This is a genomic window from Streptomyces sp. NPDC006332 (assembly GCF_040612855.1).
Lineage (GTDB): Bacteria > Actinomycetota > Actinomycetes > Streptomycetales > Streptomycetaceae > Streptomyces.
Map to the genome: position 1 here is coordinate 71862 of NZ_JBEXRA010000020.1, position 15668 is coordinate 87529.

The 15668-nt window shown below is 70.1% G+C and carries 9 protein-coding genes; 7 read left to right on the forward strand and 2 right to left on the reverse strand.

Going from position 1 to position 15668, the window contains the following annotated elements:
- Window positions 1-109: 109 nt before the first annotated feature.
- The gene (locus tag ABZ027_RS19755) at window positions 110-1720 is read left to right on the forward strand and encodes an alpha/beta hydrolase (protein ID WP_356769942.1); all 1611 of its coding nucleotides are present in this window, start codon (window positions 110-112) and stop codon (window positions 1718-1720) included.
- Between the two features lie 111 nt (window positions 1721-1831).
- Here ABZ027_RS19755 and ABZ027_RS19760 read toward each other — a convergent pair whose 3' ends face one another.
- Complete coding sequence (locus tag ABZ027_RS19760; protein ID WP_356769943.1) at window positions 1832-4852, reverse strand: glycoside hydrolase family 2 TIM barrel-domain containing protein; 3021 nt, start codon at window positions 4850-4852, stop codon at window positions 1832-1834.
- Window positions 4849-7953 (reverse strand): glycoside hydrolase family 38 C-terminal domain-containing protein, encoded by a 3105-nt coding sequence (locus ABZ027_RS19765; RefSeq protein ID WP_356769945.1) that lies wholly within the window; start codon window positions 7951-7953, stop codon window positions 4849-4851. The genes ABZ027_RS19760 and ABZ027_RS19765 overlap by 4 nt, the downstream gene beginning before the upstream one ends.
- 390 nt (window positions 7954-8343) lie before the next feature.
- Here ABZ027_RS19765 and ABZ027_RS19770 point away from each other — a divergent pair, with 390 nt between their 5' ends.
- The 6 genes from ABZ027_RS19770 (at window position 8344) to ABZ027_RS19795 (ending at window position 15664) form a co-directional block, all read left to right on the forward strand.
- Complete coding sequence (locus ABZ027_RS19770) at window positions 8344-9984, forward strand: ABC transporter substrate-binding protein (RefSeq protein ID WP_356769947.1); 1641 nt, start codon at window positions 8344-8346, stop codon at window positions 9982-9984.
- 12 nt (window positions 9985-9996) lie between these two features.
- The gene (locus tag ABZ027_RS19775; RefSeq protein ID WP_356769949.1) at window positions 9997-11085 is read left to right on the forward strand and encodes an ABC transporter permease; all 1089 of its coding nucleotides are present in this window, start codon (window positions 9997-9999) and stop codon (window positions 11083-11085) included.
- A 3-nt stretch (window positions 11086-11088) separates the two neighbouring features.
- On the forward strand, window positions 11089-11997 hold the full coding sequence (locus tag ABZ027_RS19780; protein WP_356769951.1) for an ABC transporter permease: 909 nt from the start codon (window positions 11089-11091) through the stop codon (window positions 11995-11997).
- Window positions 11987-13033: an ABC transporter ATP-binding protein gene (locus tag ABZ027_RS19785; RefSeq protein ID WP_356769953.1), complete on the forward strand. Its 1047-nt coding sequence runs from the start codon at window positions 11987-11989 to the stop codon at window positions 13031-13033. The genes ABZ027_RS19780 and ABZ027_RS19785 overlap by 11 nt, the downstream gene beginning before the upstream one ends.
- Before the next feature lie 82 nt (window positions 13034-13115).
- On the forward strand, window positions 13116-14081 hold the full coding sequence (locus ABZ027_RS19790; RefSeq protein ID WP_356770057.1) for an ABC transporter ATP-binding protein: 966 nt from the start codon (window positions 13116-13118) through the stop codon (window positions 14079-14081).
- A complete protein-coding gene (locus ABZ027_RS19795; protein ID WP_356769954.1) occupies window positions 14078-15664 on the forward strand; it encodes a GxGYxYP domain-containing protein in 1587 nt (528 codons plus the stop codon). Before ABZ027_RS19790 ends, ABZ027_RS19795 begins: the two co-directional genes overlap by 4 nt.
- Window positions 15665-15668: the final 4 nt, after the last annotated feature.

Below are 15668 nucleotides of genomic sequence, written 5' to 3' on the forward strand. Positions count from 1 at the left end.
GATCGGGTCAACTATTGCCAGAACGCGTTCTTCCAGGTCGTCTTTCCGGGACGATGCGGCGGGACCGCGACCCTCGCGGTCCGAAGACCCTCCGTCCTGGGAGGACTCCATGAGAAATCGCGCAGCCGTGCTGTGCGGTGTCGCCGTCGTCGTGGCCGGGGCCTTCACGGCCGTGCCGGCCGACGCGAGTGCCCCGCGCTCCGCGGAAACCGCTCGAGCCGCCCAAGCCGCTCCAGCCGCGAAACCCACCTGGAAGAAGTGCGGCACCACCGACTACCCGACGCTCCAGTGCGCGTCCCTCAAGGTGCCGCTCGACCACGCGAAGCCGCACGGGAAGCAGATCACTCTCGCGCTGTCGCGAGTGAGGCACACCGCGAAGAAGTACCAGGGCCCGCTGCTGGTCAACCCCGGCGGTCCCGGCGGCAGCGGTCTGACGCTGGCCGGCTTCGTCGCGGCCGCGCTGCCCAAGGCCGTCGCGGCGCAGTACGACGTCATCGGCTTCGACCCGCGCGGAGTGGGCGCGAGCAAGCCCGCGCTGGACTGCAGGCCCGGCTACTTCGACCCGGTGCGGCCGGACTCGGTGCCGAGCACGCCCGCGCTCGAGAAGGCCAACCTGTCCCGCGCCAAGTCCTTCGCCGCCGCCTGCGGCAAGAAGTACGCGCGCGTGCTGCCGTACATCAACACGATCAGCGCCGTACGGGACATGGACTCGATCCGCGCGGCGCTCGGCGCGAAGAAGATCAACTACTTCGGTTACTCCTACGGGACCTACCTCGGCGCGGTCTACGCGAAGCTCTATCCGGACCGGGTGCGGCGCCTGGTCCTGGACTCGATCGTCGACCCCACCGGCGTCTGGTACGACGACAACCTCACCCAGGACTACGCCTTCAACGACCGTCACCGGGCCCTCATGGCGTGGATCGCCCGGAACGACAGCGCATACCGGCTCGGCACCGATCCGGAGAAGGTCGAGGCCAAGTGGTACGCGATGCGCGCGGCCCTGGCCAAGAAGCCGGCCGACCGGAAGGTGGGTGCCTCCGAACTGGAGGACACCTTCATCCCGGGCGGCTACTACAACGGCTACTGGCCCTATCTGGCCGACGCGTTCGCGGCGTACGTGAACGACAAGGACGCCGGCCCGCTGGTGGAGGCGTACGAGAACTTCGCCGCCATCGACGCGTCCGGGGACAACGGCTACAGCATCTACACCGCGGTGCAGTGCCGTGACGCGTCCTGGCCACGCGACTGGAACCAGTGGCGCAAGGACAACTGGGCGGTGTACGAGAAGGCCCCGTTCATGACCTGGAACAACGCCTGGTACAACGCACCGTGCGCGTCCTGGCCGGCCAAGTCGCTGAAGCCGGTGAACATCGCCAACAGCAAGCTGCCGCCGGTGCTGCTCTTCCAGGCGACGAACGACGCGGCCACTCCCTACGAGGGCGGCGTCACGGTCCACCGGAAGCTGGCCGGCTCCAGCCTGGTGGTCGAGGAAGGCGGCGGGAACCACGGCATCACGCTCAGTGGGAACACCTGCCTGGACAAGCACCTGTCCGCGTACCTGACCGACGGCACCGTGCCGCGCGGTCACGGTGCGGCCGACGCGGTCTGCCGGGCGCTGCCCGACCCCGAGCCGCTGACCGCGGCCGCGGCCACGTCGATGGCGGCGTCGCCGTCGGCACACGGCTCGACCCTGCACGGCCTGCTCGGCTACCGCGGCTGAGCATCCCGTGAAGGTCCGGCGGGGGCGTTGGACACAATCGCCCCCGCCGCAGTCATGGCCGCACAGCGGCTTTCGTCACCACCGGCCGGGCGTGCCGCCCGCGTCGGGGGCTCAGGCCGGGACCTCCCCGGCGCGCAGAGTCCACGCCCATCGGTAGGTCCCCGGACCTACCAGGTAGGCAGGCAGGGTGTCCGGGCCGCAGGAGGCGGTGCCCAGTCCCCGGTGGGCGGCGTCGAGGTGGACGGTGACGCAGGGCTGGGCGGTGAGTTCGTCGTGGTGGCGCGCGGCGGCCAGGTCGGTGGCGGTGAAGTGGGTGAGTCCGACCTGACGGGGTGTGTCCAGGTGCACGGTGAGGCCGTTGCCGCCGTCGTCGTCCGCGGTGAGGGAGAACCAGCGCACCCCGTGTCTGCCGCCGCTCTCCTGGGGCCTGACGTAGGGGGTGAACAACTCCCGCACCGGTGCGCCGTAGTGGCCGACGGGACCGCCCGCGTACCGGTCGGGGTACGTCTCTTGCGGGCCGTGGCCGAACCACTCGGCCCGGTCGAGTCCCGCGGCGGCGGTGAAGACCGTCCCGACCCGGGGCAGGTCATCGAGCCCCTCGGGGATCACCGCGGTCTCCTCGACCAGGAGCACCCCGCCGGCGAGCGCGGTGAGCACCTGCTCGTGGAGGACCGGGCCGGCCGCCGTGAGGTACTCCGCGCGGACGACGACGCGTTCACCGTCCCGCTTGATGTCCGTGAGGGAACGCGCCGCGGACGGCAGGCCCTGCTCCTCCCAGCGGTCGGCGGCCCGGCCGAGCCGGTCGTTGTCGGTGGGTGCCCGCCACAGGCTGAGCACGGGCGGGGCGGCCAGCCGAGGGTGGACGAGGAAGCCCTGGTCGTCCACGCACACCGGCGCGGCCGATCGCTCCTCCCGCGCCGAGGCGCGGGCGAGAAGTCCGCGGGTCTCGCGGCGCAGCCGCACCTGCGGGACGCACACCTCGGTGCCGCGTGGCGCCCACACCTGGTCGGCGGCGGTGCGGACGCGGAGTGTCAGCCATGCCTCGCCGTCGGTCGCGTCGGGCAGCCGGGCGAGCAACTCCGCTGGGACGGGGAGCGTCGCGCTCTCGCCCGGCCCGAGGTGCGGCAGCCGCGCCGGGGCCCGGACGGCGTCCGCGTCGGGGGTCTCCAGCCGCCACTCGCCCGTCAGCCACGTCAGGTCGCGGAAGTGCTGGTGATTGGTGATCAGGACGTCGCCGGAGTCGAGCCGTCGCAGCCGGACGGGTGCGGCGATCTCCCGGTGCTCGTACATCGCGGGTTTGGGTGTGCGGTCGGGCAGCACCAGCCCGTCCGCGCAGAAGGCGCCGTCGTGGGGGTCGTCGCCGAAGTCGCCGCCGTACGCCCAGCGATAGCCGGGTGCGGTGACCCCGGCCGCGTATCCGCCGGTGGTGCCGGGGCCCGCCGGGCGGCCGGAGCCCGGCTGGTCGGCGACGCGCTGCAGGATGCCGTGGTCCCAGAACTCCCAGACGAAGCCGCCCTGCAGACCGGGGGTCGACTCGATGGCCGTCCAGCAGTCGGCGAGGGAGCCGTTGCTGTTGCCCATGGCGTGCGAGTACTCGCACAGGATCAGCGGTCTGGTCTGATCGCCGGAGGTGGCGTGCGCGACGATCGTGTCGATCGGCGCGTACATCGGGCAGATGATGTCGGTGGCGGTTCCCGGCCGCGCCCAGTCGGCGCCGAGCGCGCCCTCGTACTGCAGGGGGCGCGTCGGATCGTAGCGGCGCAGCCAGCCGGCGGCGGCGTCGTGGTTCGGGCCGTAGCCGCTCTCGTTGCCCAGCGACCAGATGACGACGCTCGGATGGTTCTTGTCCCGGCTCGCCATCCGCGCCACCCGTTCCAGGAAGGCGGCTCGGTAGCCGGGTTCGTGGGCGATCTCGTCGTAGTGGCCGTGGCTCTCGATGTCGGCCTCGTCCACCACGTACAGGCCGAGTTCGTCGGCGAGGTCGAGCAGCGCGGGGTCGTTGGGGTAGTGGGAGGTGCGGACGGCGTTGAAGCCGAAGCGCTTGATGACGGTCAGGTCCGCGCGCAGGTCGGCCTCGTCGAGGACCCGGCCGGTGAGCGGGTGGAAGTCGTGCCGGTTCACTCCCCTGATGAACACCCGCTCGCCGTTGACCAGCAGGTCCCGGCCGCGGATCTCGACGGTGCGGAAACCGACCCGGCAGCCGGCCTGGTCGGCGATCGTGCCGTCGGGGTGGTGGAGCCGTACCGTCAGCTCGTACAGCTCGGGTGTCTCGGCCGACCAGGGGCGGACCTGTGGGACCGTCGCGGTCAGCAAGGCCCGGCCCTGCCAGGGGGAGCTCGGGTGGGGCGGGGTGGCCACCCCGGTGAGCGGCTCGTCCAGACCCTCCAGTTGTCCGGAGACGTACCAGCCCACGGGGAGCAGACCGTCAGTGTGCCGTGGGTCGGCCTCGACCCGCAGCCGTCCGGTGCCGCCCTCGGCCAGGTCCGCCGTCACGCGGAGGTCGGCGAGGTACAGCGGGTCGGTGGCGTACAGGAACACCGAGCGGGTGATGCCGCCGTGCCACCAGTGGTCCTGGTCCTCGACATAGGTCGCGTCCGACCATTTGACGACCGTGAGCCGCACGGTGTTGGACTGCCCGGTGCGCACGGCACCGGTGACGTCGAACTCGCTGGCCAGGTGTGCGTCCTTGCCCGCCCCGACGGGCTCCCCGTTGATGTGGGCGATCAGCGCGCTCTCGGCGGCACCGACGTGCAGGACGATCCGCCGTCCCGCCCAGTGCGCCGGGACGTGGATCTCACGCTCGTGCACTCCGGTGGGGTTGACGGGCGGCAGGTGGGGTGGCGGCTCGGGCCAGGGCATGCGGAAGTTGGTGTACTGCGGCAGGTCGCCGACGCCATGGACGTCGTCGAAGTCCTGCATGGTCCAGCATCCCGGCACCTCCAGCTGCGACCAGGAGCCGCCCGGCTCGGCGTCGGGGCCCGGCAGCAACTGGAAGCGCCAGCGGCCGTCGAGGTCGACGCACTCGCCCTGGCCGGCGCGGGGGACGGCGTGCAGGGGCAGTCGCCGCCAGCCGCTGACGTCGGGGCTCTCCCACAGGCGCAACGGGAGGGCGAGGGCGCGGGAGCGGGTCATGCTGATTCCTCCGGGGAGTTTGGTGCGCGCACGAACCGCAGGGTGACGATCTGGAACGGTCGCAGCGACAGCTCCACCGTCGCGTCGTCCCGTACGGAGGTGACGGCCGCCCGGTGCGGCCAGTCGTCGTCCCACGGCCGCTCCAGCAGGTCCGTCTCCACCACCCGGACGGCGGTGAATCCGGGCGTGAGGGCAGCCGTCGCCCGCGCGCCGTGCGCCTCGTACAGCCGGACGACGACGTCACCGGAGCCGTCGTCGGCCAGCTTCACCGCCTCCACGACGACGGCGTCGGCGGCGGCGTCGGCGGCGCCGACGACGGTCACCAGCGGAGCGACCGGCGCGTCGCCGGGCACCTCGCGCACCGGAAGGTTGACGCGGTATCCCTCGCGGACGGCGTCGGCGATGCCCGCGCCCGGCACGAGCGCGTAGCCGAACCGGTGGACGCCGCGGTCGGGGTCGGGGTCGGGGAAGGTGGGCGCGCGCAGCAGCGACAGCCGGACGGTCGTGGTGATGCCGCCGTCCCCGCCGTCGGCCTCGTCGCGGCGGGAGCGGGTGACGTCGTGCCCGTAGGTCGAGTCGTTGACGACGGCGACCCCGTAATCGGGTTCGCCGACGTGGATCCACCGGTGGGCGCAGATCTCGAACTTGGCCGCTTCCCATGAGGTGTTGGTGTGCGTGGGGCGGTGGACGTGCCCGAACTGCGTCTCGCAGGACGACCGGTCGGTGTGGACGTCGAGCGCGAAGGCGGCCTTGAGGATGGTCCGCGTCTCACGCCAATCGACGGTGGTGTCGATGTCGAGGCGTGCGGCTCCGGCGGCGAGCCGCAGCGTCTGCTCGACGCGCGAGTCACGGAAGCGGCGGACGACTTTGACGCTCACGGCCTCCGGTCCGTTCTCGAGCGGTGTCACCTCGTCCACGTCCGTCAGGTCGGTGACGGTGTGCCGGTAGTAGTGGTCGACGTCCCAGGCGTCCCCGTTGTTCGGCAGGTCGGGGTGGAGTTGCAGCAGGTTGCCGTAGCCGCCGGGAGCGATCGCCTCCCGGCCGGTGGCGCTGTCCCGCGAAGACACGACAAGCCCCCGGGCGTCGATGACGACGCGCACCAATCCGTTGTCCAGCACATGACCGCCGTCGCCGGACGTGAGGGTGGCGGGCGACACCCCTGCCGAGCGGGTGGTGGTGGGTGTGGCGCCCAGCGCGGGCACGCCGTCACGTCCGTGGGGCGCCGCGTTGAAGACGACGGTGCCGCCCGCCGAGGTGTCACCGGCCAGCGCCCGCAGCGCCTCACCGATGACGGTCTCCAGCTCGGACATGACGTCCTGGTAGGTGGTACGCGCCTCCCGGTTGACCCAGGCGATCGACGACCCGGGCAGGATGTCGTGGAACTGGTGCAGCAGCACCGTCTTCCACAGCCGGTCCAGCCGCTCGTACGGGTAGGCGAGCCCGGTCCGGAGCGTGGCCGTGGCCGACCACAGCTCGGCCTCGCGCAGCAGGTGCTCGCTGCGCCGGTTGCCCCGCTTGGTGGTCGCGACGGACGTGTAGGTGCCCCGGTGCAGCTCCAGGTACAACTCCCCCAGCCAGACAGGGGCGTTGGGGTAGTCGGCCTGGGCCTTGGCGAAGAACGTGGACGGCTTCTCGATCTCGACGCGGGGTGCGCCTTCGAGGTCGGCGAGGCGGCGGGCGCGGGCGAGCATCTCGCGGGTGGGGCCTCCGCCGCCGTCGCCCCAGCCGAAGGGCACCAGGGAGCGGGTGGCGGAGCCCTTGTCCTGGAAGTTGCGGACCGTGTGCGCCATCTCCTCGCCGGTGAACGAGGCGTTGTAGGTGTCGACCGGCGGGAAGTGGGTGAAGACCCGGGTGCCGTCGATGCCCTCCCACCAGAAGGTGTGGTGCGGGAACTTGTTGAACTGGCTCCAGGAGATCTTCTGCGTCAGGAAGTAGGTGGAGCGCGACAGGCGCACCAGCTGCGGCATCGCGGCCGAGTAGCCGAAGGAGTCGGGCAGCCAGACCTCGTCGGTCTCGATCCCGAACTCCTCCAGGAAGAACCGCTTGCCGTGGGTGAACTGACGGGCCATCGCCTCCGAGCCCGGCATGTTGGTGTCGGCCTCCACCCACATGCCCCCGACCGGCAGGAACTGCCCGCTCGCCACCTTCTCCCGGACCCGCTCGTACACCTCGGGCCGTCGTTCCTTGATCCAGGCGAGCTGCTGGGCCTGGGACATCGCGAAGAGGAACCCGGGGTCGCGGTCCATGAGGTCGGTGACGTTGGACGTGGTCCGGGCGACCTTGCGGACCGTCTCGCGCAACGGCCACAGCCATGCCGAGTCGATGTGGGCGTGTCCGATCGCGCTGATCCGGTGCGCCGAGGCATGGGCCGGTCTGGCCAGCGCGTCGGCGAGCACGGCGCGCGCCCGGGGCGCGGCCCGGTTCACGTCGCCGTCCAGGTCGAGGACGTCGACGGCGCGTTCGAGGGTGCGCAGGATCTCCCAGCGGCGCGGGTCGTCGGTGGACAGGTGCAGCATCAGCTGCTGCAGCACCTCGAAGTCCTGGGTGAGCTCCCACACCTCGGTGTCGAACACCGCCAGGTCCATGCGGCGCAGCCGGTAGATCGGGTCGTCGCCGGAGGTGTCCCAGTCGCCCATCCGGCTGACCGGGCCGTCGATCTCCGGGTTGGAGGAGGCCTCCAGGTGCATCAGCACCTCTTCGCCGCCCTCGGCCTTGTCGGCGACGCGTACCCAAGTGGTGCGCGGGTTCAGGGACTTGATGGCGGTGGCGTCCGGGCGGTAGACCAGCGCCTCCGCCTGGAAGCCGGCGACGGCGCCGGTGAAGCCGAGGTCCATGACGGCCTCGACCGCGCGTCCGGCCCAGGTGTCGGGCACGGTGCCCCGGACCCGGAACCAGACGGTCCCCCAGGGACGGCCCCACGCCTGGCCGGCCTCGACCGGCTCGTACGGTGCCGCAAGCCCCTCGGCCACCGGGACCGGTTCGCCGGGTGCGCTCCAGGCCTCGACCTCCAGGGGCACCGCCTGTGGATGGACTGCCGGACTGATCCGTTCCGCGAGTGCTTTCGCGAGCCTCGTCTCGATCAGGGTTCTGTCGTCATGCATGACTGATGCTCCTTGTACACCGCGCCGGCAGCGCCAATCCATCGGATCTTTCGAGGCTTGCAGTACGTGTCGCCACGTGTCAATGCCCTTCGGTGACCCAGCCCCACGGAGATCGCCCGAGGCGACCGGCAGGGCGCTTTACATCGCCTTCTCTCAGCAGCTCACAAACAACTTGACAGGAGTGTTGACATCCCGGCGGTGCGCCCCCATAGTCGGTCGCAACAGAGCCCGTGAACGATCCCGGGATCGTTATCGGCGCCGCGCCCCCATCGCGTGCTGCGCCCTCTAGAGCTCCGATGTATCTGCTTCGGTCGGCCCATTCCCCCAGAGGCCACATCTGCGACGCGACGAGCGCGCCGAGAACCAAGCAACTCGGGAAGGAACCACACCATGAGAAAGCGGCTGCGGCCGGGTGCGTTGTGTGCCGTCGTGCTCGGGCTGACCCTGTCGCTCGGCGCCTGTTCAGAAGGCGCCACCAAGCAGTCCTCGGCGAACGCGGGCACGATCACCGTCGAGGCACCCAACAGCGCCCCCACGTTCACCAACAACTTCAATCCGTTCAGCCAGTCGGACACCGGCCCCGGACTGAACATCATCTACGAACCGCTCGTCGCCTCGAACCGGGCCAAGGGCGGTGTGCTCATACCGTGGCTCGCGAAGTCATGGGCCTGGTCGGACAGCGGCCGCACCGCCACCCTCACCCTGCGGCCCGGCGTGAAATTCTCCGACGGCGGGGCGCTCACGCCGGCCGACGTGGTGTACAGCCTCGACCTGCGGCTGAAGAACCCCAAGTTGGGCGGCGCCTCGTACTCGGCAGTGAAGGCGGTGGGCTCGGACGCGGTCGCGGTCACCTGGAAGTCCGCGGCATACCAGCAGCTCGGCGACTTGAAGAACGTCAACATCATCGAGCGCAAGCTGTGGGTGGGCCGCAATCCGCTCACCTACGTGGACAAGAGCCCCGTGGGCACCGGCCCCTTCAGCGTGAAGACCTTCTCCCCGCAGGCCGTCACGATGGCCGCACGCGCCGACTACTGGGGCGGCAAGCCGGCGATGAGCAACCTGAGGTACACCGCCGCCACCAGCGCCAACATCCAGACGCAGCTGCAGAACAACAGCATCGACTTCTGCACCTGCGACATCGACGCCAAGAGCTATGTCGCCTCCGACCCCAAGAACCACCGCTTCATCATGGCGTGGGACGGCTCGGTGGTGTCCGTGATGCTCAACAACGCCAAGGGCGCCTTCAGCGATGTCCACGTACGCCGCGCCTTCGCCCAGGCCGTCGACAGCGACGCGATCGCGAAGCTGTCGTCCAGCAAACTGCCGCTGCAACAGCCGCCCGCCAGCCCCACGGGCCTGTCGACCAAGACGTACAAGGACTGGATCGATCCCCAGTACCTCGCGCCACGCAAGCAGGACGTGGCCGCTGCCAAGGCGTCACTCCAAGCCGGTGGTTACACGGTCCAGGGCGGCCGACTCGTCAAGGACGGCAAGCAGCTGCCGGTCACCTTCGTGGCGCCCAGCGACACGCCCTTCATCAAGACCATCGCCCAACTCGTCGTCCAGCAGATCAAGCAGACGCTCGGCATCGACGTCCGGCTCAGCGGCGGCTCGAACACCGGGGACGAGATCTCCAAGGGCCACTTCGATCTCGCGGCGACCTGGATGTCCAGCGGTGAGGGCATCTACACCGCACTGAACCAGATGAACGGCACACTGGCCTCCCCCATCGGCACGATGTCCGCCAACAACACCATCCGGTTCCGCGACGCCGACTACGACAAGATCCTGGCCCAGATGGCCGGAACGAAGGACCAGGCCCGCTTGAAGCAGCTCGGCAGGCAGGCCCAGGCGATCATCGTGGACCAGGCCCCGACCATCCCGCTCTTCTCCTCCGGCGCTGCGGGCGTGGCCAACACGGCGCACTGGAGTGGATGGCCGGAAGCCGCGAACCCGGACTACCTCGCCAACACAGGTTCCGGCACCGAGTTCATCACCACGCTGCTGCACCTCAGGCCCACCAAGGGCTGAGCGGAGATCCCCATGACCTCCCCCCTGATCGCCTCCGAGACCGGCCTCGCCCAACAGGGCGGGGCCGGGGAGGCCGCCCGGCGCCCGGCACGCCGCCGCCGCACCAGTTGGACCTGGCTCGGCAGCCGGCTCGGCTTCTACCTCTTCGTCACCTGGGTCGCCATCACCCTGAACTTCTTCATTCCCCGGCTCATGCCGGGGGACCCGGCGCAGGCGATCATCCAGGCGATGACCGTGCGCAACGGGCAGACACCGCCGCCCGAGACCGTCCACTCGATCCAACTCCTCTTCGGGAACCCCGACAAGCCCCTGCTCTCCCAGTACCTCGGCTACCTCGAGCAGCTCATCCACGGCGACCTCGGACTCTCCATCAGCCAGTACCCCGTTCCGGTGATCGACCTGGTGAGCGCCGCACTGCCATGGACGCTTCTGCTGGTGGGCGCCTCGACGGTGATCGCCTTCGTCATCGGTGTCGGTCTCGGCATCGTCGTCGGCTGGCGGCCCGGCCGCCGGTTCGACACCGTGGTCACCCCGCTGTCGACCGTGATCGGTGTCATCCCGTACTTCTGGGTCGCGCTGCTCGCGGTGTGGGTCTTCGCCGTGAAGCTCGGCTGGGCTCCGGTGTCCGGCGGCTACTCGGTGGACACCGTGCCCGGCTTCAACCTGCCTTTCCTGACCGGCGCCCTGCACTACGGCATGCTTCCGGTCGCCACCATCGTCTTCTCCGCCTTCGGCGGCTGGGTCTTCGGCCAGCGCAACATGATGGTCACCACCCTGAGCGAGGACTACGTGCTGCTCGCCCGGGCCAAGGGCCTGCCGGGCTGGAAGGTCATGCTGGTCTACGCGGCGCGCAACGCGATGCTCCCCAGCGTCACCAACTTCGCCCTCGCCATCGGCGGGCTGGTCGGCGGCGCCCTGCTCACCGAGATCGTGTTCTCCTACCCGGGCATGGGGTTCCTGCTGTTCGACGCGGTCTCCAAGCGCGACTACCCGACCATGCAGGCCGTCTTCCTGCTGATCACCCTCACCGTGCTGCTCGCCAACCTCGTGGCGGACTCGGTGTACGTCCTGCTGGACCCCCGGACCAGGGAATCGAGGTGACTCATGGTCAAGAAACTGCTGAAGGGCTGGAAAGTACGCCTCGGTGTGGCGGTCTTCGCCGCTTTCTGCCTGCTCGCGCTGTTCGGGCCGTGGATGACAAGTGCGCTGCTCCACCAGAGCCCCACCGTGCTGGACCTCAACGCCGTGAGCTCTCCGCCGAGTTCCAAGCACCTGCTGGGAACGACCGCGAGCGGTCAGGACGTGCTGGCCCAGATGGTCTCCGGCACCCGTGAGTCGATGCTCGCCGGACTGGTCGCGTCCACACTCGGCACCTTCATCGCCATCGTCGTCGGGGTGACGGCCGGGCTGGCCGGTGGGATCGTCGACTCCGCCCTCACCGGCCTGACCAACGTCTTCCTCACCATGCCCGGCTTCGCGCTGATCTTCGTCATCAGCGGCTACACGCGAGGCGGCGGACCGGTGGTCATCGGCATCATCATCGGTCTCTTCGGCTGGGCGGGCGGCACCCGGGCACTGCGGGCCCAGGCCATGAGCCTGCGCAACCGGGAGTTCGTCCTCGCCATGCGGATGCTCGGTGAGAGCCGGTGGCGGCTCGCGACGGTCGAGGTCCTGCCGCACCTGATCGGCTGGATCTCCGCCATGTTCCTGGGCGGCTTCGTCGGTGGTGTGCTCGCCGAGTCCGGTCTGGCGTTCCTCGGGGTCTCCGACCCCACCACCATCAGCTGGGGAATCATGATCAGCGACGCTCAGCAGGGCAACGCCCTCATCAGCGGCATGTGGTGGTGGTTCGCCCCGCCGGGCCTGTGCATCGCGCTGCTCGGCGCCTCCGTCGCCCTGATCAACTTCGGTGTCGACGAGATCTCCAACCCCCGTCTGCGCAGCGCCAACCCATCCCTGGTCAAGCGCGCGCGGGAAGCGAGCCGAGCCAAGGAGGTCTCGCATGCCCGGTGATCACGGCGAAACCCTGCTGGACGTCCGGGCACTCACCGTCGAGTACGTCTCCGAGCGGGGCTCCGTACGTGCCTGCGACGACGTGTCCTTCTCCGTCCGGCGTGGCGAGATCCTCGGCGTCGCGGGTGAGTCCGGCTCAGGCAAGTCCACCCTGATCACCGCGCTCACCCGGCTGGAACGGCCCCCCGCGGTGACCACGGCGGGCGAGATCCTGTTCCGTCCCCGGGGCGCGGCGGACCCCGTCGACCTGGTCGGTCTGAGTGAGCGCGACCTCAGGAAGCTGCGCTGGCGGGACATGGCCATCGTCCTGCAGAGCGCCATGAACGCCCTCAACCCCGTCGCCCGGCTCGGCGCCCAGTTCACCGACGTCCTGCGCGAACACGACCGGACGCTCAGTCGGCAGGCGGCGCGCGAACGCACCGAGGAACTCCTCACCCTCGTCGGCCTCACCGCCGGTCAGGCGGGCCGCTACCCGCACGAACTGTCCGGCGGCACCCGGCAACGCGCCACCATAGCGCTCGCTCTCGCCTGCGGCGCCGACCTCGTCGTCATGGACGAACCCACCACCGCCGTCGACGTGGTGATGCAGCGTCAGATACTGGCGAACATCCTGCGGCTGCGCGCACGGCTCGGTTTCGCCGTGGTGTTCGTGACCCACGACCTGTCACTGCTGGTCGAGCTCGCCGACCGGATCGCCATCATGTACGCGGGCCGCATCATCGAGATCGGCACCGCCGCCGACATCTACCACCACCCCAGGCACCCCTACACCGAGGGCCTGCGCGCCTCCTTCCCGCCGCTGCGGGAACCGGTCCGGCGACTGAGCGGCATCCCGGGCTCGCCACCGGACCTGCGCCACCCGCCGCCGGGGTGTGCCTTCCACCCGCGGTGCCCCCAGCGGTTCGCGCTGTGCGACAGCGTCCTGCCGGTGCTGGGCCAGGTCGGCGCCCAGGAGGTCGCCTGCCTGCTGCACTCCGGGGGCCCCACCGTGGGGCACGCGCGAAAGGAGAGGACCGACGATGCTCTCGGACACTGACGGCGGCGTGGACGCGTGGCGGCACCCCGAAGAATCCGACGTCGTCCCGGAACCGCCCGTCCTCGAGGCGGACGACGTGACCATGCACTTCACGGTGCGCGGCGGGCTCGGCCGTACCTCCACCGTCAAGGCGCTGGAACACGCGTCGCTGCGACTGCGACGCGGACGCATCGTCGCCCTCGTCGGTGAGAGCGGCAGCGGCAAGACGACCCTGGCGCGGTTGTTCGCCCTGATGTACACCCCGACCTCCGGTGAGATCCGGCTGCGCGGTGAGCCGGTCGGGCCGCGTCGCGGCCGGGCGGCCCGGGAGTACTACTCCGAGGTCCAGATGGTGTTCCAGGACCCGTTCGCCTCCCTCAACTCCATGCACACCGTCCGCCACAACCTGGCGCGCGCCCTGCGCATCCACGGCCGGGCAGGCCGCGGTGACATCGAGGAGCGGGTGCTCGACCTGCTGGAGCGGGTCAGCCTGACGCCCACCCGGGACTTCGTCGGCAAACTGCCGCACGAGCTGTCCGGCGGTCAGCGCCAGCGGGTGGCCATCGCCCGGGCGCTCGCGGTCGGCCCCCGGGTGCTCCTCGGGGACGAACCCATCTCGATGCTCGACGTGTCGATGCGGCTGGACATCCTCAACCTGCTCGCCAGGCTGCGCGACGAGGAGGACCTGGCCCTGCTGTACATCACGCACGACATCGCCGGCGCCCGGTACCTCGCGGAGGAGATCCACGTCATGTACGCCGGCCAGATGGTCGAGGGCGGGCCGACCGAAGAGGTCATCCAGAATCCCCAGCACCCGTACACACGGCTGCTGCTGAGCTCCTCGCCTGATCCGGCGCGGACCCTCGCGCCCGGCGGGAGCTCCGTCTTCACCGACGTGGAGGACAGCGGCGAGCCCCCGAACCTCGCGTCCCCGCCGCCGGGTTGCCGCTTCCATCCCCGCTGCCCCTTCGCCACCGACAGTTGCCGCCAGGCCTTCCCCGCCCGAACCGAACACCCCACCGGCCAGTGGGTGCACTGCTGGCTCTACCCGTCCGGAGCTTCCGCATGACCATGCACATCAGCCGCAGAGCCCTCGGCAAGTCGGCCCTCGCGGCCTCCGCCCTGGCCGCCGTCCCCACTCTCGCCGGCGCCACCGCGGCGGAGGGCGCCTCGACCACCTCCACGACCCCGGCCGGAATCGCCCTGCCGAAGGGCACCGCCCTGCGGTCGCTGGACGTGATCCCGTCCGCCAACCTCACCTCCAACCCGGACCGGGTGCTGGTGGCCTCGCTGCAGGGCCTGGTCGCCAAGACCTCCTCCGAAGGCATCTTCATCGACGAGGGCGGACCGGGCGCGATCTGGAAGAACTTCCTGCACACCACCTACGGCATCGCCCTCGACGACGCCTACCCCACCTGGCAGCAGCTGCTGACCCGCTTCCGGCGCACCGTGCGCGGCTACATCCGGTACGACCTGACGGCCAACCCGGCGTCACTCAACGTGGCGTCGTCGCTGGGCGGACCGATGAACGCCCTGATCGTCGACGTGACACAGGAGAGCGCCGTGCAGGCCCTCGGCGTCACGCGGATGCTGCTCGACGTCTCGGACAAGGACGAGCACTGGGCGTACAGCACGTACCAGACCCTCTTCGCCGACCACATCGCGGCCGAACTCAACCCCACCGTCTACTACCACCTGCGCGACTACATCGCCCTCACCGACTCGTTCACCTTCTACGACGGGGTGACCAAATGGCGGGCCGGTGTGCTGGGCGACCTGGAGCCCGCCGCCACGCTCATGGGATACGGCAACGACGAGACCGCGATGATCCAGCAGGCGTCCGAGGAAGGCGTCACGTCCATCCCGTCCGACCTGGCCCCCAACCTCTCCGTACTGAGCGGCATCCACAGCACCGAGGGCCTGTCCCAGAAGCCGGAACCCGCACCGGCGACCGCGAACAAGCACTACGTCACCTTCGTCATCAGCGACGGCGACAACGTGGCCTTCAACCTGTGGGGGCTGCAGCAGTACTTCGCCAACCCGGTGCGCGGCAGCTTCGACGTGGGCTTCGGCATCAGCCCCTCCCTGGTCGACCTGGCCCCCGGCCCGCTGCGCTGGTACTACGAGAACGCCTCGGCCGGCCCGGCCTGGGACAACTTCATCGCCGGTCCCAGCGGTCGCGGATACACCTATCCGAGCCACATGCCCGCCGACGCGCTCGACGCCCACACCGTCACCCTGAACGAGTACATGGGCAAGGCGGACCTGCGGATCTGCGAGATCCTCGACGACCAGCCGGTCTTCAAGCGCTCCGACCTGTGGGCGCCCTACCTGCGGCAGCCGAACATCGACGCCCTGTTCTACTTCGGCCCTGGCGTGAAGGGCGGGATCAGATGGGTCAACGGCAAGCCGGTGATCGCGCAGCGCAACGTCCTGTGGGCGGGGCAGACCGAGGAGCCCGACCTCATCGACGCCATCAACAAACGCCCCGCCGCGCCGGGCTCCGCCGACGGTTACACACTGGTCCTGGTGCACTGCTGGACCAAGACCCTGACCGACGTGCAGACCGTGGTGAACGGACTGGGACCGCAGGCCGAGGTGGTCACACCGCGCACCTTCGTCCGTCTGATCAACGACAACCACGCCCACTGAGCGC